The 21,164-nt window shown below is 64.9% G+C and carries 17 protein-coding genes and 8 tRNA genes; 4 read left to right on the top strand and 21 right to left on the bottom strand.

Going from position 1 to position 21,164, the window contains the following annotated elements; all coding sequences use genetic code 11:
* Positions 1 to 21: 21 nt before the first annotated feature.
* The 4 genes from IAE60_RS10310 to IAE60_RS10295 form a co-directional block, all read right to left on the bottom strand.
* A complete protein-coding gene (locus IAE60_RS10310; RefSeq protein ID WP_244966549.1) occupies positions 22 to 1,569 on the bottom strand; it encodes a hypothetical protein in 1,548 nt (515 codons plus the stop codon).
* A gap of 409 nt (positions 1,570 to 1,978) precedes the next feature.
* Positions 1,979 to 3,337, bottom strand: a complete 1,359-nt coding sequence (locus IAE60_RS10305; protein WP_187572176.1) for a hypothetical protein — start codon at positions 3,335 to 3,337, stop codon at positions 1,979 to 1,981.
* Positions 3,338 to 3,353: 16 nt separating this feature from the next.
* The gene (locus tag IAE60_RS10300; protein ID WP_187572175.1) at positions 3,354 to 4,319 is read right to left on the bottom strand and encodes an SOS response-associated peptidase family protein; all 966 of its coding nucleotides are present in this window, start codon (positions 4,317 to 4,319) and stop codon (positions 3,354 to 3,356) included.
* Positions 4,320 to 4,591: 272 nt separating this feature from the next.
* Positions 4,592 to 4,682, bottom strand: a tRNA-Ser gene (locus IAE60_RS10295).
* 225 nt (positions 4,683 to 4,907) lie between these two features.
* Here IAE60_RS10295 and IAE60_RS10290 point away from each other — a divergent pair.
* Positions 4,908 to 5,612: a PP2C family protein-serine/threonine phosphatase gene (locus IAE60_RS10290; RefSeq protein WP_055942014.1), complete on the top strand. Its 705-nt coding sequence runs from the start codon at positions 4,908 to 4,910 to the stop codon at positions 5,610 to 5,612.
* Between the two features lie 6 nt (positions 5,613 to 5,618).
* Here the strand turns inward: IAE60_RS10290 and dnaQ are convergent, their stop codons facing one another.
* The 4 genes from dnaQ to IAE60_RS10270 are packed head-to-tail and all read right to left on the bottom strand — an operon-like array spanning position 5,619 to position 8,035.
* Positions 5,619 to 6,347, bottom strand: a complete 729-nt coding sequence (gene dnaQ, locus IAE60_RS10285; RefSeq protein ID WP_187572174.1) for a DNA polymerase III subunit epsilon — start codon at positions 6,345 to 6,347, stop codon at positions 5,619 to 5,621.
* Positions 6,347 to 6,907, bottom strand: coding sequence for a GNAT family N-acetyltransferase (locus tag IAE60_RS10280; protein WP_244966548.1), 561 nt, complete (start codon positions 6,905 to 6,907; stop codon positions 6,347 to 6,349). The genes dnaQ and IAE60_RS10280 overlap by 1 nt, the downstream gene beginning before the upstream one ends.
* Complete coding sequence (gene rnhA, locus IAE60_RS10275) at positions 6,904 to 7,353, bottom strand: ribonuclease HI (protein ID WP_187572173.1); 450 nt, start codon at positions 7,351 to 7,353, stop codon at positions 6,904 to 6,906. Before rnhA ends, IAE60_RS10280 begins: the two co-directional genes overlap by 4 nt.
* Positions 7,354 to 7,372: 19 nt before the next feature.
* Positions 7,373 to 8,035, bottom strand: coding sequence for a class I SAM-dependent methyltransferase (locus IAE60_RS10270; RefSeq protein ID WP_187572172.1), 663 nt, complete (start codon positions 8,033 to 8,035; stop codon positions 7,373 to 7,375).
* A gap of 58 nt (positions 8,036 to 8,093) precedes the next feature.
* Here IAE60_RS10270 and gloB point away from each other — a divergent pair, with 58 nt between their 5' ends.
* A complete protein-coding gene (gene gloB / locus IAE60_RS10265; protein ID WP_185895711.1) occupies positions 8,094 to 8,873 on the top strand; it encodes a hydroxyacylglutathione hydrolase in 780 nt (259 codons plus the stop codon).
* Positions 8,874 to 8,887: 14 nt separating this feature from the next.
* Positions 8,888 to 10,042, top strand: a complete 1,155-nt coding sequence (locus tag IAE60_RS10260; protein ID WP_425504470.1) for a lytic transglycosylase domain-containing protein — start codon at positions 8,888 to 8,890, stop codon at positions 10,040 to 10,042.
* Positions 10,043 to 10,123: 81 nt separating this feature from the next.
* Here IAE60_RS10260 and IAE60_RS10255 read toward each other — a convergent pair whose 3' ends face one another.
* From IAE60_RS10255 to IAE60_RS10195, 13 genes are all read right to left on the bottom strand, one after another.
* The gene (locus IAE60_RS10255) at positions 10,124 to 12,100 is read right to left on the bottom strand and encodes a SurA N-terminal domain-containing protein (RefSeq protein WP_187572170.1); all 1,977 of its coding nucleotides are present in this window, start codon (positions 12,098 to 12,100) and stop codon (positions 10,124 to 10,126) included.
* Between the two features lie 167 nt (positions 12,101 to 12,267).
* A tRNA-Asp gene (locus IAE60_RS10250) sits at positions 12,268 to 12,344 on the bottom strand.
* 83 nt (positions 12,345 to 12,427) lie between these two features.
* Positions 12,428 to 12,502, bottom strand: a tRNA-Val gene (locus tag IAE60_RS10245).
* A 34-nt stretch (positions 12,503 to 12,536) separates the two neighbouring features.
* Entirely contained in the window at positions 12,537 to 12,809 is a 273-nt protein-coding gene (locus IAE60_RS10240) for an HU family DNA-binding protein (RefSeq protein WP_055941990.1), read from the bottom strand.
* Positions 12,810 to 13,024: 215 nt separating this feature from the next.
* Positions 13,025 to 15,487, bottom strand: a complete 2,463-nt coding sequence (gene lon / locus IAE60_RS10235; protein ID WP_187572169.1) for an endopeptidase La — start codon at positions 15,485 to 15,487, stop codon at positions 13,025 to 13,027.
* Positions 15,488 to 15,672: 185 nt separating this feature from the next.
* The gene (gene clpX, locus IAE60_RS10230; RefSeq protein WP_162111268.1) at positions 15,673 to 16,956 is read right to left on the bottom strand and encodes an ATP-dependent Clp protease ATP-binding subunit ClpX; all 1,284 of its coding nucleotides are present in this window, start codon (positions 16,954 to 16,956) and stop codon (positions 15,673 to 15,675) included.
* A gap of 127 nt (positions 16,957 to 17,083) precedes the next feature.
* The gene (gene clpP, locus IAE60_RS10225; protein WP_162111267.1) at positions 17,084 to 17,710 is read right to left on the bottom strand and encodes an ATP-dependent Clp endopeptidase proteolytic subunit ClpP; all 627 of its coding nucleotides are present in this window, start codon (positions 17,708 to 17,710) and stop codon (positions 17,084 to 17,086) included.
* A gap of 75 nt (positions 17,711 to 17,785) precedes the next feature.
* Entirely contained in the window at positions 17,786 to 19,078 is a 1,293-nt protein-coding gene (tig, locus tag IAE60_RS10220; protein WP_162111266.1) for a trigger factor, read from the bottom strand.
* A gap of 400 nt (positions 19,079 to 19,478) precedes the next feature.
* A tRNA-Leu gene (locus IAE60_RS10215) sits at positions 19,479 to 19,564 on the bottom strand.
* A 132-nt stretch (positions 19,565 to 19,696) separates the two neighbouring features.
* Positions 19,697 to 19,772: transfer RNA gene (locus IAE60_RS10210), tRNA-Lys, on the bottom strand.
* Between the two features lie 75 nt (positions 19,773 to 19,847).
* Positions 19,848 to 19,924: transfer RNA gene (locus tag IAE60_RS10205), tRNA-His, on the bottom strand.
* A 35-nt stretch (positions 19,925 to 19,959) separates the two neighbouring features.
* Positions 19,960 to 20,036 (bottom strand) — tRNA-Arg (locus IAE60_RS10200).
* Positions 20,037 to 20,094: 58 nt separating this feature from the next.
* A tRNA-Pro gene (locus IAE60_RS10195) sits at positions 20,095 to 20,171 on the bottom strand.
* Positions 20,172 to 20,319: 148 nt separating this feature from the next.
* Here IAE60_RS10195 and IAE60_RS10190 point away from each other — a divergent pair.
* On the top strand, positions 20,320 to 21,096 hold the full coding sequence (locus IAE60_RS10190; protein ID WP_276533394.1) for a Bax inhibitor-1/YccA family protein: 777 nt from the start codon (positions 20,320 to 20,322) through the stop codon (positions 21,094 to 21,096).
* Positions 21,097 to 21,164 lie beyond the last annotated feature (68 nt).

Below are 21,164 nucleotides of genomic sequence, written 5' to 3'. Positions count from 1 at the left end.
CCCAGCCATAGCGAATCTGCGCTACCTTCGCGCGCGGCGCCCGCGGAGACGTTTGTGCCAATCAGGACCGCCCGGAAACGGGTTCCTCTCGTTCGCGCTTGCCACCATACGGTAGGCGTAGATATCACGAAGCTCCGCTTCAGATTTCGCCATCAACTCAATCGCGTCACTTTCGTCACTGAGCCTTGCCAGCAGCTCGTCGCGCCCGAGTGCGCGAGATCCTTCGACAAAAAACTCGTGTAGTGCCAACGCATCGGAAGACTCAGAACCCTGATTATCCTGTACGACACCGAAGAATGTATTCGGGTGAAGCTTGAAGGCGTAGAGCTCATCTTCTGTTAGGTCGACGTTGTAGTGGGAGCGCCCTTCTTCCGTCACGAACGTGCAGAAAGCTGCCTTCCACTCCTCCATGACGACTCCACTCTCAAGTATTCCGGACACATCATCATCGAGTACGTATCTCTCTCCGATTAGCAGCCTTGTCGAGTCGTCAAGCCACGGAATCGTCCCATCAAAAGTAAGGGGCGGTGCCGCGTTCTCCATCACGGATTCCCATAAAACTTCGATCTCTTTGTCCCGCCTACGGCGGCCCACCGCGTCTAAAAGATCGGTCGGAACGCCGGTTCGATACGCATCGCCTGTATTGAAGCCTTCCATAAGCGCACCCATGCAGCGATCCGCACTATCCAGAAATCGATACTCCGGATGATTCATGAACACAACTAAGGCTGCCGGCAAGCTGCTGGAACTGGGCTGCTGCTCAAGACGGCGAAGCTTGTTGATGAACTGGCTTGCCCAGCCCCCGGAGACGTCATCGAACTTCGGGCTCTTTAGGTTCAGCTCTACGAACACAAGTCGCTCAAGACTAGTCTTCTTGTTCAGCGCATTGGCGACAAGGTGCGACACTCGCGGATCGGCATCATCATCCTCAGGCTGACGCATCTTGCACTCCACCCAAAATCTCCGCTTCGTATCCGGATAGGTTGCAAAAAACTCCGCGTGCCCACCGGGCAAACCTTGTCCATCATCTTCCCATTCGATGTCGAATCCAGCCCTGATGAAAATTCCGGCAACCCTTGCCTCATGCCGCGCGCCGTAAAACTCATGCCTACTTCGCAGCTTGGCGACAAGCTTTGCGAATGCCGCTTTGTCTTCTGGACGGCTGGCGTTGTGCTCGATCAGGTAAAGGTCATAGGCAAGACCGTATACGGCACGAGCTGCACCATACGCAGGAAGCCAGTCGGTGCCCTTTGACGGTTCCGCCGCATGCCGATCTTTGATCGCATGAAGTGCGCGCAACCATGCGTACAAAGGGACTTCTTCGTACTGAACGTTATGAATGATGTCCTCTTCCAGCCCAAACAGAAACCTAAGGTGTCTGAAGAGGAAATCCTGAAAACCCTGCCATGGACCATAGGCAACCCGGTCACCCACGGTGACAAAGCGTACGCCCTCTACTTCGTGAGAAATTATTGGCCGCCCCTTTCCCTGCTGCTTGATGCGCTGGTGCTCCAATGCCTCCGCACGTCGCCGCGCTAGCTGACTTGACGCCGGAACGTCATTGCTCACCGCGAGTCTCCCATGACAGTGCTTGAATCGAAGCCCGCTTCCGCAGTTACACCGCTCTATCCTTCGCATGCGCAGTCTCCAATTTGGAGAAGGGGATGGCCGATCATTCGCCGATGCTTCTCCCAGACCTCCCTGAAGGATTCGCGTGGAATGACTCGGGGCAATCCTTGTCGTACAGCGGCCACAGACTTGCACATCTGACGAAATTTCATTCGTTCACCCGGGTAACAACACATGTACGCGAGCTCATCCCACGACATCGTGACATGGCGTCAGAAGAAGGTGGCCGTCGATACATTGCCGCTTGGGCATGGAAGTGGCGTGACGATATCCACAAGCACGTCGGCCAGCGCAACACAAAAGACTAGAAATTGCGAAAAAATCCTTCAACTCATCCGGCCGGCAGCATCTAACGCATATCACGTGAAATTTGGACCCAAGACCCGCGCTCACCGTCCACTAGCCGCTCAATGGTTACGGAATCAGTTGACCGCGAATCAAACGGCGGAATTCCTTGCGACTTCTCCGCACCTGCCATGATGCGCCGCATGCGATCATGAATTTCATCACGCTGTTGCTCATTTAAAGCTGGTGCTGATCGCGAAGCGACAGGCTTTTCAAGCCTTGCGCCCCCGTCGCCTCCGCGCGCACCCTCAGCCAAATTCGCCAAAGTATCCTGCAACGCGGCGGCGCCAGTACTGCTAGCGCGCGCGACCGAACCACTCGTGACTGGGCCAATTCCTCTCCCGGCACGAGCGAACGCACGCTGGTGAATATCCGCGATCATGCTTCCTGGAATCGGCTTTGGAGCCATCCGAATCAGCCCTCGGTCGCGCACGTCTTTCGGAAGAGCCAATAGTGCTTCGTTGTGAATCCGCAGGTCCGCCTTGAGCTCTTCGCCCCAGACAAACTGCTGCCCGTCGCGCATGAACAGGGGCGCGCACCTGCGATGAAGCTTGTCGCTGGATACAAAAACACTACAGAACGGCATGTAGTAGAGGTACGCCATGTCATTGAAGTTCGATGGCCTGTCCTTAGAGATCTTTCCGGTGGCAAGCGCAATATCGAAGAAGACCTGAATTAGTGTTACGTAATGCGCGTATGGCGCAAACTCCCGCAATGTTGGTCGACCCGCCGCTCCCCATGCCTCTGTGGCAAATGCCTTTTCGTCCGCAGACATGTTCAGCAGCTCGCATGAAAAGGCCAACTGTAGGCTTGGCTGAAGCTTATCCACTAGCGAAATGGCGACATCACGACAGTCTTCGATTTGCTTGCAGCCGCCAAGATCAATGCCATAGTTCCGCGCGCGCTGCGCAAGAAGATCAAGGTCAAGATTCGCGAGCTCGTTGCGCCAGCCCTGAGCGAACTCGCGCTCAAGCTCTTCAAACTCTCCGTGTTGCCAGCGCGCGAAGGAGGACGCCTCGGGCGACTGCTTGAACACAATATTGTTCTTACCATCCGTATCGACTGGGATTCCGCCAGCTACAACAATCTGACCGCGCATTGGCACATCACCTCCGCACAGACTGTGCACGGCGAGCGTGCGGTGGTGCACGTTGGGACCACCGTGAATTTGCGGAAACTTCTTTGCGATGGCGCCGACCAGCTCGTCTGGAGATCGCCCTTTCTTCGCCTTTGCCAGATTGGCGAGTGTTTCCACATAGAACACTGGACACGTCAGCGGGTAGAAGAAGTAGTCGAACATCACCGCTTCATCTAAGTTCAGCGCCTCAAGGAACGACTTGTCGTAAAGCGTTATTGGACCCATGGCACCTCATTCCATTCTAGGCAGCAGCCGCAACCTTGTGCTGATACGCGACCTCCGGCCGCTCATCCAGAATCTCCCCGAGCTCCACATGGGTACGATGTTCTGGAGTCAGCCACGCATCAATGTTTCGCGCAGACAGTTCGATAATCGCTCGGTCATGACCCGCTGCGGCGATTTCTGGCGTCGGCTCATCCGTAATCACCGCGAAAGAAAGCAATTCCTCATCGCCTTCAGGGGAAGCGTTCCACAAACAGGCCACAAGCATGTCGTGTACGGGCTCGGGCCTAAACTCGAGAACTACGTTCTGCGACTCTTCGCCCGCCGCCAAATCACGGTGTTCCAGATTGTGCTTCTCTACATTTTCGTAGAAGGACGTGAGGACAATGATTCCGTGGCGAACGCCGAATAACTCGCGCCATGCCTTGCCAAGGCTGTCGCGGCGCGCGTTGTAGGTTCTCGGGTACTTTCGTTCCACGGCTTCTGTCCATCCCGGCAGCCTGCACTGATAGCGCATTGGCTTGACCACCCTGCGCCCGTCTTCGATGACGATCACTGGCGCGTAGTTGCCGGGAAAGAATCGTGCGTCGCGCACCTTCGGTTCAACCCGTTGCAGGTCATCAAGGTCGATCTTGAGCTTCCCAATCTTGTCGGTGGATATGCGGCGATCTTCTTCGGCCTTCTTCGTCGTCTTCGTCAGCAGCGCGCGTTCTGCGTCCGCCAGCCTGCGCTTCTGTTTGAAGAGTTCTTCCTGTAGCTCAAGCTCGCGCTCCGCGCGCTGCCGCAGTATTTCTCCCCAGATTTGCTGAGCCCGGGGTTCATCGGACAGGCGCAACCAGTCCTCCATGGCCTTGGGGCGCCTGCGCTTCCTAGCCCGATCAGGCGCTGCCCATACGTTCCGGGCGAAGTCTTCCAAGCTCATGATTGCGCCGTGGTGGCGAACGAACTTTTGGTAGTCCGCCTGAATCATCGCGGAGTAGCACATGGGGCAGTCCGGCAACCGGGTATACGGCCAAATATACGCGGACGCGTCTCATGTGCTGAGCCTGCTAAGACCCGGTCACATCGGGGCAGACCTAGCCACAGCAGGCCGGCTGAGCAGGCCACGGGACGGGCAAGCCGACTGCCCGATGGGCGCGGTGGTAGGCGATCCCGGGTTCGGCCTGTCAGCAGGGATGGCCGCGTATCCCAATGTGTAGACCGATTTATGCCCAAAAGCACAAAAGCCCGCATTTCTGCGGGCTTTCGGGCGTCATCTGGCGGAGAGGGAGGGATTCGAACCCTCGATACGCTATTAACGTATGCCTGATTTCGAGTCAGGTACATTCAACCACTCTGCCACCTCTCCGGTGGCCCGGCGCTTGCCGGGGCGTGAATGATACGTGGCAGGCCGCGTCCGGACAAGCCGAAACCGCGCCCCCTGGTGCGCCTGCCGTCTCCGTGCCTCATTTCGCCTGCACGTGCGTGAACTCCGGCCACATCTCCCGGCTCGCCCGCCTTGCCCGATGTCCTGTCCACCCGGATCATTGCGTATGACGGGATAGGCGAACGCCGTCCGCACAGACAGGGCACCATGATCGAATTCGGCCATATCTCCCACGTGGGCCTCCGGCGCGAGCTGAACGAGGACACGTACTACGGCGACAGCGAGCTGGGCCTGTGGCTGGTGGCCGACGGCATGGGCGGGCATGCCTGCGGCGAAGTGGCCAGCGCACTGGCGCGCGAGACCATCGTGCGCGAGATCCGCGACGGCACGCCGCTGGCGCAGGCGATCCGGATCGCCGACGAAGAGATCATCCGCACCTCCCGCCGCCGCAACGACACCCTGCCCATGGGCACCACCGTGGTGGCCGCGCGCATCCAGGGCAACCGCTTCGAGGTGGCCTGGGTCGGCGACAGCCGCGCCTACCTGTGGCGGGAAGGCCAACTGGCGCAGCTGAGCCAGGACCACAGCTACGTGCAGGAACTGATCGCCCAGGGCGCGCTGACCAGCGAGCAGGCACGCACGCATCCGCACCGCAACGTCGTCACCCAGGCCCTCGGCGTCACCGATCCGAACCACCTCAACGTGGAGACGATGACGGGCGAACTGCGCCCCGGCATGCAGCTGCTGCTGTGCAGCGACGGCCTGACCGAGGAAGTCGACGACCCCAGCATCGCCGCCACGCTGAAACACGACGACTGCAGTGCGCAGGAATGCGTGGATACGCTGATCGCCGCCGCGCTGGACGGCGGCGGCTCGGACAACGTCACCGCGATCCTGGTGCGCTGCCACTGATCCGTTTCAGCCGGCTTCGAGCGCCGGCGGATCCCACAGGCAGCGCCCTCCCGCCTTCTTGCGCAGGGTCGCCAGGCGCGCCTCGTGCGCGGCCAGTTCGTCCGCCGACACCGTCACGCGCGGACGAGCGCCCGCGACCGCGGGATCGAAATGGCGGACCACTGCCGCCGCCGCGCCCGGCGCCGCCTCCTCCGCGCCACCGAACCCGATCTCGCGCTGCCCTGCCGTCAGGTTCAGGTAGACATCGCACAGCAACTGGGCGTCGAGCAGCGCGCCATGCAGCTGCCGGTGCGTGTTGTCCACGCCCAACCGCTTGCACAGCGCGTCCAGCGAATTGCGCTGCCCCGGGAACCGCTGCCGGGCCAGCAGCAGCGAATCCTCGACCGTCACGCGGTCGCCCAGGCGACCGTAGGCCTCCCCCAGCAGCGACAGCTCGTAGTCCAGGAACCCCACGTCGAAGGCGGCGTTGTGGATCACCAGCTCGGCGCCGTCGATGAAGGCCAGGAACTCGTCGGCGATCGCCGCGAACACGGGCTTGTCCGACAGGAACTCCAGGCTGAGGCCGGTGACCTCGGCCGCCCCCTGCTCGAACTCGCGCTGCGGATTGATGTACTGGTGGTAGGTCCGTCCGGTCGGCCGGCGCTCGATCAGCTCCACGCAGCCGATTTCGACCACGCGGTTGCCCTTCTTCCACTCCAGGCCGGTGGTTTCGGTGTCGAGGACGATCTGGCGCATCAGGCGGAGGCTTCCTTGGGCAGGGGCAGGTGGAACAGGTCGAGCGCATGCTCGATGTGCGGCAACACGATCATTTTGTCGAATTCGAATCCCAGCTTCTGCAACAAGCCGATCGAAGCGACGTTGTCGGGATTGACGATGGCCTGCAGGCGGCCAAGCCGCAGCCGCGTGGCAGCGTCGGCGATGACCGCCTGCGCAGCCTCGTGGGCGAAGCCCCGGCCGGCATGCATGGGCAACAGTGCGTAGCCCAGGTCGGGGCCGTCCAGCCCCTCGCGTCGGACCAGGCCGCAGTTGCCGATCAGCGCACCGGTGTCCTTGCGCCGTACCGCGTACATGCCGAAGCCATGCTCCGCATAGCTCCGCAGCGCGCCGTCACGCAGGTAGGCACGCGCCTGGTCCAGCGTGCGCACGCCGCGGTCGGCGATATGGCGGATGAAGCCCGGGTCGTTGAGCAGCGCGAGCATCAGCGCCGCGTCGTCGTCATTGCGATCGGACATGGCATGCAGGCACAGGCGCGGCGTCTCGGCGACGACCTGGCCGGGCATCACCGCCATCGTCATGCCACCGCCCCGTTGCGGAACCGCACCGCCGCGTTGCGCGCCAGCACGTCGACGCGCTCGTTGTCCGGATCGCCATTGTGGCCCTTGACCCACTTCCATTCGATCGTGTGCCGGCGGGTGGCGGCATGCAGACGCTCCCACAGGTCGCGGTTCTTCACCGGGTCGCCGCCGGCCGTCCTCCAGCCGCGTCGTACCCAGCCCGGCATCCATTCGGTGATGCCCTGGCGCACGTACTGCGAATCGATGTGCAGCGTCACCCGGCAGCCCTCCGTCAGCACCTCCAGCGCGGCGATGGCCGCCATCAGCTCCATGCGGTTGTTGGTGGTCTGCGCCTCGCCCCCGACCAGTTCACGCTCCTTCTCCCCATAGCGCAGGAGCGCGGCCCAGCCGCCGGGGCCGGGATTGCCCAGGCAGGAGCCATCGGTATGGATGCTGACGTGCTTCATGTGTCCTCGTGCAATAAGGTCAGGCCGCCGGTGCGGCGCGCCAGGCGCGCGCCACGGGAGCCGGGGGAATCATGCCCGCCACGCGCTTTTCCGCGACAAGCAGGCGGGCCGCACGCAGGGACGCGGGGCCGTGGCCGGGGGCGTCGGGGACGCCACGCCAGACAGGGCCGTAGTGAAGGACGTGTTCGGCCGTCGTGAGACCCGCCGCGGCCAGCTGCAGGTGCCACTGGCTCAAGGCCCGGGCAGCCAGGCCGGTGCTGCGCCAGCGCAGCCGATACGGGCTCCACGGGTTCAACACGAACAGCCACAGCCGTCCGCCGGGCTCGAGCACGCGGGCGCACTCCTGCAGCAGCGGCTGCGGGTCGCCCGCATCCAGCACGTGCTGCAGCACGATCACGGCGATCGCCTCGGTGGGAAGCGGCAGCGGCAGGCCGCAACGCACCTGTCCGGTCAGTCGCTGGGCGCCCGACCTGGCATGCAGCCGCAGGCCACGCATGGGGGGGATGTCCCCGGCAGGCGCAGGCTCCACGCCATCCGGCGAGACCCAGAGCCACGGCCCCGGGGTCCTGCTGGTGAGCGCCTGGCTGACCCGGGCCTGTTCCGAGGCCAGGACCGGCCCCCCGCGGCCCGTCCCGAACCACGCCAGGGCATCGGGTTGACGGGTAAACGCGAAGGCAGGCATGTTCGGATTGTAGAGGACGCCGCCCCCGGGCGTCCGTCCCGTCCGGAGTCCGCCCCCGATGCGCCTGCTCGCCCTGCCCGCCTTCGAGGACAACTACATCTGGGCATTGGTCGACGACGAAGGCGATGCGCTGGTGATCGATCCCGGCGATGCCGCGCCCGTGCTCGCCGCCACCGGCAACGGTCTGTGGCCTGCCGCCGTCCTGGTCACGCACCACCACCCCGACCACGCCGGCGGCATCGCCGCCCTGCGTGCGCGCTGGCCGACGCTGCCGGTATTCGCCCCGCGCGACGATCGCATTCCCGAAGCATCGGACCGCGTTGGCGAAGGCGATGTGGTGCAGGTGAAACACTGGCGCCTGTCCGTGCTGGAGGTGCCGGGGCACACGCGCAGCCATATCGCCTTCCACGGAGGCAGCCCCGGCACCGCTCCGCATCTCTTCTGCGGGGACACCTTGTTCAGCCTCGGCTGTGGCCGCCTGTTCGAAGGTACGCCCGCGCAGATGCTCGCCTCGCTCGACCGGCTGGCGGCGCTGCCGCCCGCGTCGCTGGTCTGTTGCGGTCACGAATACACCCTGTCCAATGCCGCCTTCGCCACCACCGTGGATCCGCACAACCCGGCCCTGCGCCGACGCATCGAGGACGCCCGCACCATGCGCCAGACCGGCCGACCCACCCTCCCCGTGACGCTGGCCGGCGAGGCGACGACCAACCCCTTCCTGCGGGTGGACGAGGACGCCCTCATCACCGCGGTCACCCATCGCCTGGGACGTGCGCCGGCCGATCGGGTGGAGACGTTCGCTACGCTGCGGCAGTGGAAGAACGATTTCCGCGCATGAACGGCCGCCACGCGCTGCGTCTTGCCCTGCTGGCATCGACTTGGAGCTTGTCGGCGTCCGCCGCCCTGGCGGAGCCACCCGCGTCGGCGGAGGCACCATCGGAGGCCTCCGTCGCCGCGCCCGATGCCACTGGCATTTCCGCCAGTCACCAACGCAGCGGCTTGGACATCTACCAGCGCTTCCGCGAGGGCCTGGCCGACCCCGAATGCGACAGCCAGGCGACGAGCGGGCGTTGGAAGAAGCACTTCGGCCACGCGCCCAGGCAGCTGGCACGGGCGGAGGACGACGTGCTGCCCCTGTTCGGTTACGTGGTGGACGCCCTGCGCGAGGCGCAACTGCCCACGGAATTCGCGCTGATCCCGTTCGTGGAGAGCGGCTACAAACCCGGCGCGCGCAATCCCAATGGGCCGGCCGGCCTGTGGCAGTTCATCGGCATCACCGCACGCAACCATGGCGTGCCGATGCGCGCCGGTTACGACGGCCGGCTCTCGCCGGTGGACTCCACCCAGGCCGCGGTGCGGTACCTGAAGACGCTGCACGGCATGTTCGGCGGCGACTGGCGGCTGGCCGTCATGGCCTACAACGCCGGCGAGTACCGGGTACTGCAATCGATGCGCCGCGCCGGCATGAATGCGCGCAATGCCCGTCCGGCGGAACTGCCCGGACTGTCCGGCATCACCTACGCCTACGTGGAAAAGCTGCATGCGCTCGCCTGCATCTTCCAGCAGGCCGACGACCGCGACGCGTGGCTCAGACAGCTCGATCGTCCGGTGCCACGGCTGGCGGCGCACGAACTGCCCGGCGATGCGACCCTCGCGTCCTGGGCCCGCGACCGGCAACAGTCCGCCGCACTGCTCGCACGACTCAATCCGGCGCTGGCAGGCCGTTTCACCCGCGGCAGCAAACCGCTGCGCCTGCTTGCGCCGACGGGTACCGGCACGGAGCCGGCCCCGCAAGGGAGCATCCCGGCACTCGATGCCGCCTCCGATTTCGCCCCTCCGTCCACCACCCCGGCGCGCACGCACACCGTCCAGCGCGGCGAATCCGCCTGGAGCATCGGTCGCCGTTACGGCATTGCGCCGGCACGGCTGCTGCGACTCAATGGCCTGAAGACCGATGCCGTCCTTCGCCCGGGCATGGTGCTGAAGCTGGACGACGCGGCCGGTTGAACTCCACGCGCCGGCATTTTCGACGCAGAAAAGGAAATCCCGCCTTGCGGCGGGATTCCGGTCGGACGCGAAGGCGGCGCCTCAGAGGCGCTCTTCGAACACCTTGACCTTGAAACGCTTGCGCAGCGCATCGACGTAGGCCTGCGTCGCGATGCCGCCGTTGAGCTGGGCCATCTGCTGGCGCATGCCCTCGCGCTCTTCGGCCGGCATCTGCGCGATATCACCCTCGGTCACCTTGTCGACGGTGAACACGGCATAGGCGCCGTTGCCCAGCGCGACCTTGCCGGCGGTGATCTTGCCGTGCGCAGGGCGCCCGGCAGCGAAGATCGCCTCGTTGGCTTCAGCGGTCGGCATGGGCATGCCACGACGCAGCCCCGGCAGTGCGTTGTAGCGCAGGCCTTCGGCGGCGGCGATGGTCGCCAGCGACTCGCCCTTCTGCAGGCGTGCGACCAGGGCGTCCGCCGCGGCCTGGGCCGCCTTCTCGCGCCGGTCGGCGCGGATGGCCAGCACCACCGCATCGCGCGCCTTGTCCAACGGCAGCGCCTGTTCCGGCGTGTGCTGGGTCACGCGGATGACCACACTGTGGTTGGGCGCGATCTCGATCGGATCGCTGATGGTGCCGTCCTGCACCAGGGTGTCGGAGAACGCGGCACGCAGCACCGCCGGCACGGTCGCGATGCCCTGCGGATCGTTGCGCGAGAACGGACCGACCTTCTGCAGCGGCAGGCCGGTGGCCTGGGCGGCCGGAGCCAGCGCGGTCGGATTCTTCAGCGTCTCGTTGACCACGCGGCCTGCGAGGTCGTTGAACGCGCGCTCGCGCTCGGCATTGGTCTCTTCTGCCGCCAGTTCGTCGCGCACTTCCTCGAAACTGCGGCCGGTGCCGCCGGTGACCTGCTTCAGCTGCAGGACGTGGTAGCCGAAATCGCTCTTCACCGGCCCACGGATCTCGCCCACCTGCATGGCAAAGGCGGCATCCTCGAACGGTTTGACCATCGACCCGTCCTTCGCGAACGGCGGCAGCTCGCCGCCCTGGTCCTTGGAGCCCGGATCTTCGGAATTGGCGCGCGCCAGCGCAGCGAAGTCGGCGCCTTCACGCGCCTGCTTGGCCAGCGCCGCCGCCTTGTCCTCGGCCTTCTTCAGCGTGACGGCATCGGCACCCGCATCCGCCGCGATCAGGATGTGGGCCACCACGCGCTGCTCCGGCGAGACGAAGCGCGATTTCTCCGCCTCGTAGCGTTTGCGCAGCGCGGCCTCGTCGGCCGTTGCGGCGACGGGCAGCGTGGCGCCGTTGATCTCCAGATACTCCAGCGACACCTGCTCGGCCTGCTTGAAGTCGTCCTTGTGGCCGTCGTACCAGGCCTTGATCTCGGCATCGGTGACCGGCGCGGCGTCTTCGGCGACCGGCGGCAGCAGGGCGATGCCGATGTCGCGGGTTTCGCCCAGCACCTTCCACATGCGGGCCTGTTCACCCTCGGTGACGAAGTCCGACTCACTGATGGCCTGCGGCACCAGCATCATGCGCAGGCGATCGCGCTGCTGCTCCTGGAACTGCAGCGGCGAGATCGCCGGCACCTGCGAGGACAGCAGCATCTGGTACTGCTCGGGGCTGAACTTGCCGTCCACCTGGAAGGCGGGTTCGCTCATGATCATCTTCTGCACGGCCGCATCGCCAACGACGATGCCCGCACGCTGGGCACCCAGCGCCAACACCTTCTGGTCGATCAGCTGTTCCAGCACCTTGCGCTTGTTGTCGGCACTCTCGAACTCGCGCGGATCGAATGCATCGCCCAGCGCCTGGCGCTGCTGCTGCCGCGCCTGCTCGAATGCCGTGCGGAACTCGTCCAGGGTGACTTCCTCGCGCTGCCACAGCGTGGACACCGGCCACCACTGCGGCGCGGACTCCCACCAGGTGGGCGGCGCCTCGACCAGGGCCACGTCGCTTGCCGTGCCGCCGGTCATGTATTCGTTCACGCCGACGAAGGCGAACGGAATGATCAGCAGACCCAGGATCAGGCTGGCGATCCAGCCGGAAGTTTTGTCGCGGAGTTTCTGCAGCATGTGAGCACGGGACCCGGATTCGTTCAGCCGCGCAGTTTAGCGTGCCGGCGCGGCGGCGTCTCGCCGCCCGGCGGGCACGTTGCGGTGCGCAGGCAGATCCGCGGCGACGTGTCCGACCCGCAGTCAGACAGCAAAAAGCCCGCTTTCGCGGGCTTTTTGGGATCAAGTGGCGGAGTGGACGGGACTCGAACCCGCGACCTCCGGCGTGACAGGCCAGCATTCTAACCGACTGAACTACCACTCCGCGTTGAGACGAACATTGTAAGACGATTTAAGCGCTTTGCGCCAGCCCATCCGACAATTTTTTTACCTTGCATCGCCCCGATGTGGTGGGTGCTGAGGGTTTCGAACCCCCGACCCTCTCCGTGTAAGGGAGACGCTCTACCGCTGAGCTAAGCACCCGGGTGCAAGCACCCTGCCATCGGCAGCGAGTTGATTAGTTTACGGCATCCTTCAGGGCTTTGCCAGCCTTGAACGCGGGGTTCTTGGACGCCTTGATCTTGATCGTGTCGCCGGTCTTCGGGTTGCGGCCCGTACGCGCCGCGCGCTTGCGGACCTGGAAGGTGCCGAAGCCGACCAGCGTCACGCTGTCGCCCTTCTTGAGAGCCTTGGTGATGCTGGAGATGACGGCGTCGACAGCACGGCCGGCTTCCGCCTTGGACACTTCGGCTTCGTCGGCGACGGCATCGATCAATTCGGTTTTGTTCATTGAGTAACTCCCTTTGCGGTAAACCCGCGGAATGAGTAGCCGGCACCTCGGGCAAGGGTTGCCTTGCGGGTCCGACCGTTTGTCTCCGCGCGCAACAAGGCCTTACCCCGCGCGCGCAGGTGACTCGTTATACCAGTGCGAAAAATGCCACGCAACCCGAAAACCCAGCAATGACGCGGGTTTCCGGGCGATTGCAGGGTCAATCCATTCCTTCGTCAATGCTTTACGCCAAGCGGCTGCGTCACCTTGTCGCCATCCTTTTCGGTGGTCGGCACGGCACGCTGTCCACCGCCACCGCCATCGGCCGGCACGGGGGCCAAGGGTCGCTCGAGCGCCAGGTCCAGCACTTCGTCGATCCATTTCACCGGCACGATCTTCAGCCCTTCGGTGACATTGGCGGGAATGTCGGCCAGATCCTTCTTGTTCTCTTCCGGAATGATCACAGTGGTGATGCCGCCGCGCAGCGCGGCCAGCAGCTTCTCCTTCAGGCCGCCGATGGCGGTGACGCGTCCCCGCAGCGTGATCTCGCCGGTCATGGCGACGTCGGCGCGCACCGGATTCTTCGTCAGCGCCGACACCAGCGCGGTGGCCATGGCGATACCGGCGCTGGGGCCGTCCTTCGGCGTGGCACCGTCGGGCACGTGCAGGTGCACATCGTGCTTCTGCAGGAATTCGGCGTCGACGCCCAGGCTGGTGGCGCGGGCACGCACCACCGACAGGGCGGCCGAGCCGGACTCCTTCATCACGTCGCCCAACTGCCCGGTCAGCAGCATGCCGCCCTTGCCGGGCACCAGCGCCACCTCGATCTGAAGCAGGTCGCCGCCAACTTCGGTCCACGCCAGCCCTGTGACCAGGCCGACCTCGTTCTGCTCCTCGGCACGCCCGAAGTCGTAGCGGCGCACGCCGGCGTACTTCTCCAGGTTCTTTGAGGTGACCTGCATCGCGGCGGCCTTCGCGGCCTTCTTCCTGGCCAGCGCCTTGGCGCCGCCCAGTGCGATCTCCTTCACCACCTTGCGGCAGATCTTGGCGACTTCGCGTTCGAGGTTGCGCACGCCGGATTCGCGCGTGTAATAGCGCACCAGGTCGCGGATCGCGCTCTCGGCAATCTTGAGTTCGTCCGCCCTCAGGCCGTTGGCCTTCAGCTGCTTGGGCACCAGGTAGCGCTGCGCGATGTTGACCTTCTCGTCCTCGGTGTACCCGGGAATGCGGATGACCTCCATGCGATCCAGCAGCGGACCCGGGATGTTCAGCGAGTTCGAGGTGGCGACGAACATCACTTCGGACAGGTCCAGGTCCACTTCGAGGTAGTGGTCGTTGAAGGCGCTGTTCTGCTCGGGGTCCAGCACTTCCAGCAATGCCGACGAGGGATCGCCGCGGAAGTCCATCGACATCTTGTCGATCTCGTCCAGCACGAACAGCGGGTTCTTGCTGCCGGTCTTGTTGAGGTTCTGCACGATGCGGCCCGGCATCGAACCCACATAGGTACGACGATGGCCGCGGATCTCCGCCTCGTCGCGCACGCCGCCCAGCGACATGCGCACGAACTTGCGGTTGGTCGCCTTGGCGATGCTCTGCCCCAGCGAGGTCTTGCCCACGCCCGGCGGACCGACCAGGCACAGGATGGGACCGCGAAGCTTTTTCACCCGCGACTGCACGGCGAGGTACTCGAGGATGCGCTCCTTGACCTTGTCCAGGCCGTAGTGGTCTGCGTCCAGGGTGTCCTGGGCGACCTTGAGGTCCTTGCGCACCTTGGTGCGCTTGTTCCACGGCACGCCCAGCAGCCAGTCCAGGTAGTTGCGCACGACGGCCGCCTCGGCCGACATGGGCGACATCTGCTTGAGCTTGTTCAGTTCATTGCGCGCCTTCGTCTCCACGGGCTTGGGCATGCCGGCGGCGGCGATCTTGCGCGCGAGTTCCTCCAGTTCGTTGGGCGCCTCGTCCAGCTCGCCCAGCTCCTTCTGGATGGCCTTCATCTGCTCGTTGAGGTAGTACTCGCGCTGGCTCTTCTCCATCTGCGACTTCACGCGGCCGCGGATGCGCTTCTCCAGCTGCTGCACGTCGATCTCGCCGTCGACGAAGCCGACGAGTAGTTCCAGCCGTTCGCCGACCTCGATGGTCTCCAGCAGGCGCTGCTTGTCGCTCAGACGCACGCCAAGGTGCGCGGCGATGGTGTCGGCCAACCGGCTGGGTTCGTCGATGCCGGCCAGCGTCTGCAGCAGTTCCGGCGGCAGCTTGCGGTTGGTCTTCACGTACTGTTCGAACAGGCCCATCAGTGAGCGCGCCACCGCTTCGATTTCTCGGGGCTCACGGGCGTCGGTGGAATCGATCTCCTCGCCCTGTCCGTACAGCGAGCCGTCGCGTTCCACCACGTTGGACACGCCGATGCGCGCCGTGCCCTCCACCAGCACCTTGATGGTGCCGTCGGGAAGCTTGAGCAGTTGCAGCACCTGCGCCAGCGTGCCGACCGTGTACAGGTCGGCGGCAGCCGGGTCGTCGGTCTCGGCGGACTTCTGTGCGAGCAGGATGATGCGCTTGTCGGCTTCCATCGCCTGTTCGAGCGCACGCATGGATTTGTCCCGGCCGACGAACAGCGGGATGACCATGTGCGGGAACACCACCACGTCGCGTAGCGGCAGGACCGGCAGGTCGAGGATTTCAGTCTGGGAACGGCGGGGCATGGGGGGCTCCAGCAGAGTGCGGAATCAGTGGGCGTCGGGGCGCCGATGGGGCCGTTATGGGGCCATCGGCACAGGGATGCAATAGCGCGATGGAAACCGCAGCAAAACCAGGCTGTTGCACGCGCGCCCCGAAAAATGAACAGGCGCCACGAGGGCGCCTGTCGGAGAACCGCCTGCGGGGCCGGTCACTCGGCCGCCGCCACCTTCGGGGCGGGCGGGTTCTGGTAGATCAGGTACGGCTCGGACTTGTGCTCGATCACCGACTCGTCCACCACCACCTTGCTGACGTTTTCCAGCGACGGCAGTTCGTACATGGTATCCAGCAGGACGGACTCGACGATGGTGCGCAGGCCGCGCGCGCCGGTCTTGCGCTTCAGCGCCTTGCGGGCGATCGCCGACAGCGCGTCGGGGCGGAATTCCAGTTCGACGCCTTCCATCTCGAACAGCTTCTTGAACTGCTTGGTGATGGCGTTCTTGGGCTCGGTGAGGATCTTCACCAGAGCGGCCTCGTCCAGCTCCTCCAGCGTGGCGACCACCGGCAGGCGGCCGACGAACTCGGGGATCAGGCCGAACTTGATCAGGTCTTCCGGCTCGACGTCGGTCAGCAGCTTGCCGGTCTCGGTCTTGCGCTCGGCGCTCTTCACTTTGGCGCCGAAGCCGATGCCGCTGGCCTCGGTGCTGCGCTGCTGGATGATCTTGTCCAGGCCGGCGAACGCGCCACCGCAGATGAACAGGATGTTCTTCGTGTCCACCTGCAGGAATTCCTGCTGCGGGTGCTTGCGGCCACCCTGCGGGGGCACGCTGGCCACGGTGCCTTCGATCAGCTTCAGCAGGGCCTGCTGGACGCCTTCGCCGGACACGTCGCGGGTGATCGAGGGGTTCTCGCTCTTGCGCGAGATCTTGTCGATCTCGTCGATGTAGACGATGCCCTGCTGCGCCTTGTCGACGTCGTAGTCGCACTTCTGCAGCAGCTTCTGGATGATGTTCTCCACGTCCTCGCCCACGTAACCGGCTTCGGTCAGCGTGGTGGCGTCGGCGATGGTGAACGGCACGTTGAGCAGGCGCGCCAGCGTTTCGGCCAGCAGCGTCTTGCCCGAACCGGTCGGGCCGGCCAGCAGGATGTTGGACTTGGCCAGTTCGACCTCGTCGTTCTTGCTGCGGCTCTCGATGCGCTTGTAGTGGTTGTACACCGCGACCGCCAGCGTGCGCTTGGCGCGGTTCTGGCCGATCACGTACTGGTCCAGGACCTCGAGGATCTCGCGCGGCTTGGGCAGGTGGCTGCGGGCCGACTGGGCCTTCTCCTCCAGCTCTTCGCGGATGATGTCGTTGCACAGCTCGACGCATTCATCGCAGATGAACACGCTGGGGCCCGCAATGAGCTTGCGGACTTCGTGCTGGCTCTTGCCGCAGAACGAGCAGTACAGGATTTTGGTGCTGTCGCCGGTACGGCCCTGACGATCTTCGCTCATGCTGGTATTACTCGGTCGCTCAACCTGCCCCGGGGGCTTTCGGTCGGAGAATAGCACACGGCCCCGGCCTGTCAGCCGGGTCCGTGAACAGGGGGATTTGGGCCGGAAAACCGGTCAATGCAGGCGATCAGGCCGGCTGGATCGACTCGTCCGGGCGCCGTTCGAGCACCTGGTCGACCAGGCCATACGCCTGCGAATCGGCCGCACTCTTGAAGTTGTCGCGCTCGGTATCACGCTCGATGGTTTCCAGCGACTGCCCGGTGTGGTGGGACAGGATGGCGTTCAGCTTGGCGCGCAGCGTGAGGATCTCGCGGGCGTGGATGTCGATGTCCGTGGCCTGGCCCTGGAAGCCACCCAGCGGCTGATGGATCATCACGCGCGAATTCGGCAGGGCATAACGCTTGCCCTTGGCGCCTGCCGCCAGCAGCAGCGCGCCCATGCTGGCCGCCTGCCCGACGCAGATCGTGCTCACGTCCGGCTTGATGTACTGCATGGTGTCGTAGATGGCCATGCCCGCCGTCACCACGCCACCGGGCGAGTTGATGTACAGGCTGATGTCCTTCTCCGGGTTCTCCGCCTCGAGGAACAGCATCTGCGCCACGATGACATTGGCCACGTGGTCGTCCACGCCGCCGACCAGGAAGATCACGCGTTCCTTCAGCAGGCGGGAATAGATGTCGTAGGCGCGCTCGCCGCGGCTGGTCTGCTCGACCACCATCGGCACCAGGTTGAGGGCTTTGGTTTCAATACTCATCGGTTCTCGCGCCTGTCGTTCGTGAAAAGGTCCGGCCTAGGATAGCCGGACCTTCTGCCCGGGCGGGCGCCCGGCTCAGTTGCGGATGGCTTCCTGGAAGGAAAGCGTCTGCTCGGTGTGCTGGGCGCGCTCGGCGATCCAGTCGATCACCTGCTCTTCCATCACGCGGCCCTGCAGACTGTTCATCAACTGGGGGTCGTTGCGGTACAACTCAATGACCTGCTCCGGCTCTTCGTAGGTCGAGGCGATCAGGCGCAGGGTCTCGTTCAGGCGCTTGGGGTCCAGGCGCAGCTGGTTGCGGCGGGCCACCTCGCCCACCAGCAGGCCCACCAGGACGCGCTTCCGGGCTGCGTCCATGAAGCCTTCGTGGGCGTTGTCGGGGATCTGCACCTGCTGGCCCTGACGGCGGGCCTGCTCGGCCGCCTGCTGGACCATCACGCGGGCCTCGTTCTCGACCAGGCGCGGCGGCATCTCGACATGGGCGTAGGCGGCGATCAGCTGCTCGCCCACTTCGCGGCGCAGGCGGGTCATCAGCGCCCCCTTCAGCTCGCGCTCCAGGTTGCTGCGGATATCGGCGCGGAACTGCTCGGCATCGCCGCTCTTCACGCCGAAGCTGCGGATGAAGTCGCGGTCGACCTCGGGCACCACCGACTCGGCCACCTCGGTGACCTTCACGTGCACGTCGACCTGCCTGCCCGCCAGCTGCGGCACGCGCCAGTCGGCCGGGAACGTCACCGACACGGTCTTCTCGTCACCCTTGGCCAGGCCCACCAGGGCCTGCTCGATCTCACCGAACATCACGCCCGAACCGATCAGGGTGGCGCCCTTCTCGATGCCCTCGGCCGGCATGCGCTCCTCGCCCGCCTGCGACCAGGTCTCCAGCGCCACACGATCGCCCACCTGGGCGCCGCGCTCGACCACCTGGAAGGTGCGGCGCTGCATGCGCAGGTTGTCGACCATCTGGTCGATGTCCGCGTCGGTCACTTCCGCGGTATGGCGGACGACATTGAGCTTGGCGACATCGATGTCGCCGAAGTCCGGCACCACCTCGAACGTGGCCACGAAATCCAGCTCGCCTTCGCCCTGCTTCTCGATGCGCGGGTTGCCGGCCAGCTGAAGGTCCTGTTCGCGCACGGCGTTGTTGAAGGTCTCGCGCAGCAGGCCGTCCAGGGCCTCGGCGCGCACCTGGTCGCCGTAGCGCTGCTCGATGACCTTGGCCGGCACCTTGCCGGGACGGAACCCCTTGATGCGCGCGGTGCGCGACAGTTCGCGCAGGCGGCCGCCGATGTGGGTGTCCAGGCGCTCAGCCGGCAGGCTGAAGCTCATGCGGCGCTCGAGGTTGCCGACCGATTCGACCGAAACTTGCATACTCACTGACTCCTGCGGCCACGGCATGACCGGGGCACTGTTGATAATCCGGGACGTCCGGGACCAGGGCGCAGCGCCCCTCCCGACGGAACTTGCTAGTTTCGCCGATTCCGCGGCGGGCTGCCAGCAGGAAGGCAATGGGCGGCCTCCCCAGCCCCGGTACGGGCTGCCGACCTTGCCGCAGGGGAGCCTCCGCCGGACGCCGCGCCTGCTCGAAGGCGACGGGGACCACGACGCAGGAGCTCCCTACCCTTTGCGGACATCAAAACGGTCATTAGCGGGCGAGCGCCGCTCAGCCCTGCCGCGTCCCACCCTCCCAAGGCGGCGCGCATGGCCCGCGATCGCCCGCCGGGCTTCGCCGATGCGCATCATGACCATGCCATCCGGCGTTCGCGGGGCGTGGTGCGAAAGGAGGGACTCGAACCCTCACGGGGGTTACCCGCTGGAACCTAAATCCAGTGCGTCTACCAATTCCGCCACTTTCGCAGGGCCCGGCGATTGTACCGCGCCTCGACCTGCCCTCGGCCACCACGATCCCGGAACGCGCCGCAGCGCGCCAGGACGCCTGAGTTCCGATAGAAAAGAAAAACGCCCGGCGGGGCCGGGCGTTTTCGGGATTGGTGGGCCGTCAAGGATTCGAACCTTGGACCTATTGATTAAGAGTCAACTGCTCTACCAACTGAGCTAACGGCCCCGAAACATCAGACGCGTAGTGTAACCGCATCGCTTTTTTCTGTGAACCCCCGCGACGCGGAGATCCTGGAATCAGTGGGGTGGCTGAGGGGACTCGAACCCCCGACATCTGGAATCACAATCCAGTACTCTAACCAACTGAGCTACAGCCACCACTGAAACCTGCTTCCTCCCGGTTGCGCCGGAAGTGGCGCGCCCGACAGGACTCGAACCTGTAACCGCCGGCTTAGAAGGCCGGTGCTCTATCCGGTTGAGCTACGGGCGCCCGGACCGGATTGTCGCATCCCCGCCCTGCCGACACACACCCGGGCAGTACATCAGACTGGTCGGGGTAGAGGGATTCGAACCCCCGACCCTCTGCTCCCAAAGCAGATGCGCTACCAGACTGCGCTATACCCCGACGAGGGTCCCGGCGTGGCGTCTGGACGCCAACGAGGTCGCACATTGTCGGAACCTGCGGCCCGCCTGTCAAACGAAACGTGAGCGACCACCGCGTACGCTATGCTCATCCACTGGGGACAGACGTCCGGCAACCAGATGAGGGCACCATGATACGCAGCGGCAATCCGGCACTGAAGGAATCGACTTTCCTCGACCTGGGCAGCGGCACCGTCGTCTCGCGCGACGCCGGGGCGATGACGCTGAACGGCACCGTCAACAAGACCGGCATCCTGTTGCTGCTGTCGGTCCTGACGGCCGCCTTCGCGTGGACGCAATCGGTGGTCACCGGCCCGGACGGCACGGCCATGGTGGCGCCAGGGGTCACGATTTATGCGTTGGGTGGCGCCATCGGTGGCTTCATCCTCGCCATGGTCACGGTGTTCAAGAAGACCTGGTCGCCCGTCACCGCGCCGCTGTATGCGCTGGTCGAAGGCTTCTTCCTGGGCGCGATCTCGGCCGTGTTCGAACTCAAGTACCCCGGCATCGTGTTCCAGGCCGTGGTGCTGACCTTCGGTACGCTGGGCGCCCTGCTGGCGGCCTACCGCAGCGGCCTGATCCGCGCCACCGAAAACTTCAAGCTGGGCGTGGTGGCGGCGACCGGTGGCATCGCCCTGGTCTACCTGGTGTCGATGGGCCTGCGCCTGTTCGGCAAGGACATCCCGCTGATCCACGAATCCGGCCTGGTCGGCATCGGCTTCAGTCTGTTCGTGGTGGTGATCGCGGCGCTGAACCTGGTGCTGGATTTCGACTTCATCGAGTCCGGCGTGGAAGCCGGCGCACCGAAGTACATGGAGTGGTACGGCGCGTTCGGCCTGATGGTCACGCTGGTGTGGCTGTACATCGAATTCCTGCGCCTGCTGGCCAAGCTGCAATCGCGCGACTGAGCGCGCGCGGGTTACTGAAACAGGACGGGGCGCCCATGGCGCCCCGTTCCATTTCGGCCATCGGCTGG

This window comes from Pseudoxanthomonas mexicana (assembly GCF_014397415.1).
In the GTDB taxonomy this organism is placed as follows: Bacteria; Pseudomonadota; Gammaproteobacteria; order Xanthomonadales; family Xanthomonadaceae; genus Pseudoxanthomonas_A; species Pseudoxanthomonas_A mexicana.
Note: the sequence above shows the minus strand (reverse complement) of the source record. Positions and strands in the feature narration are given on the sequence as shown.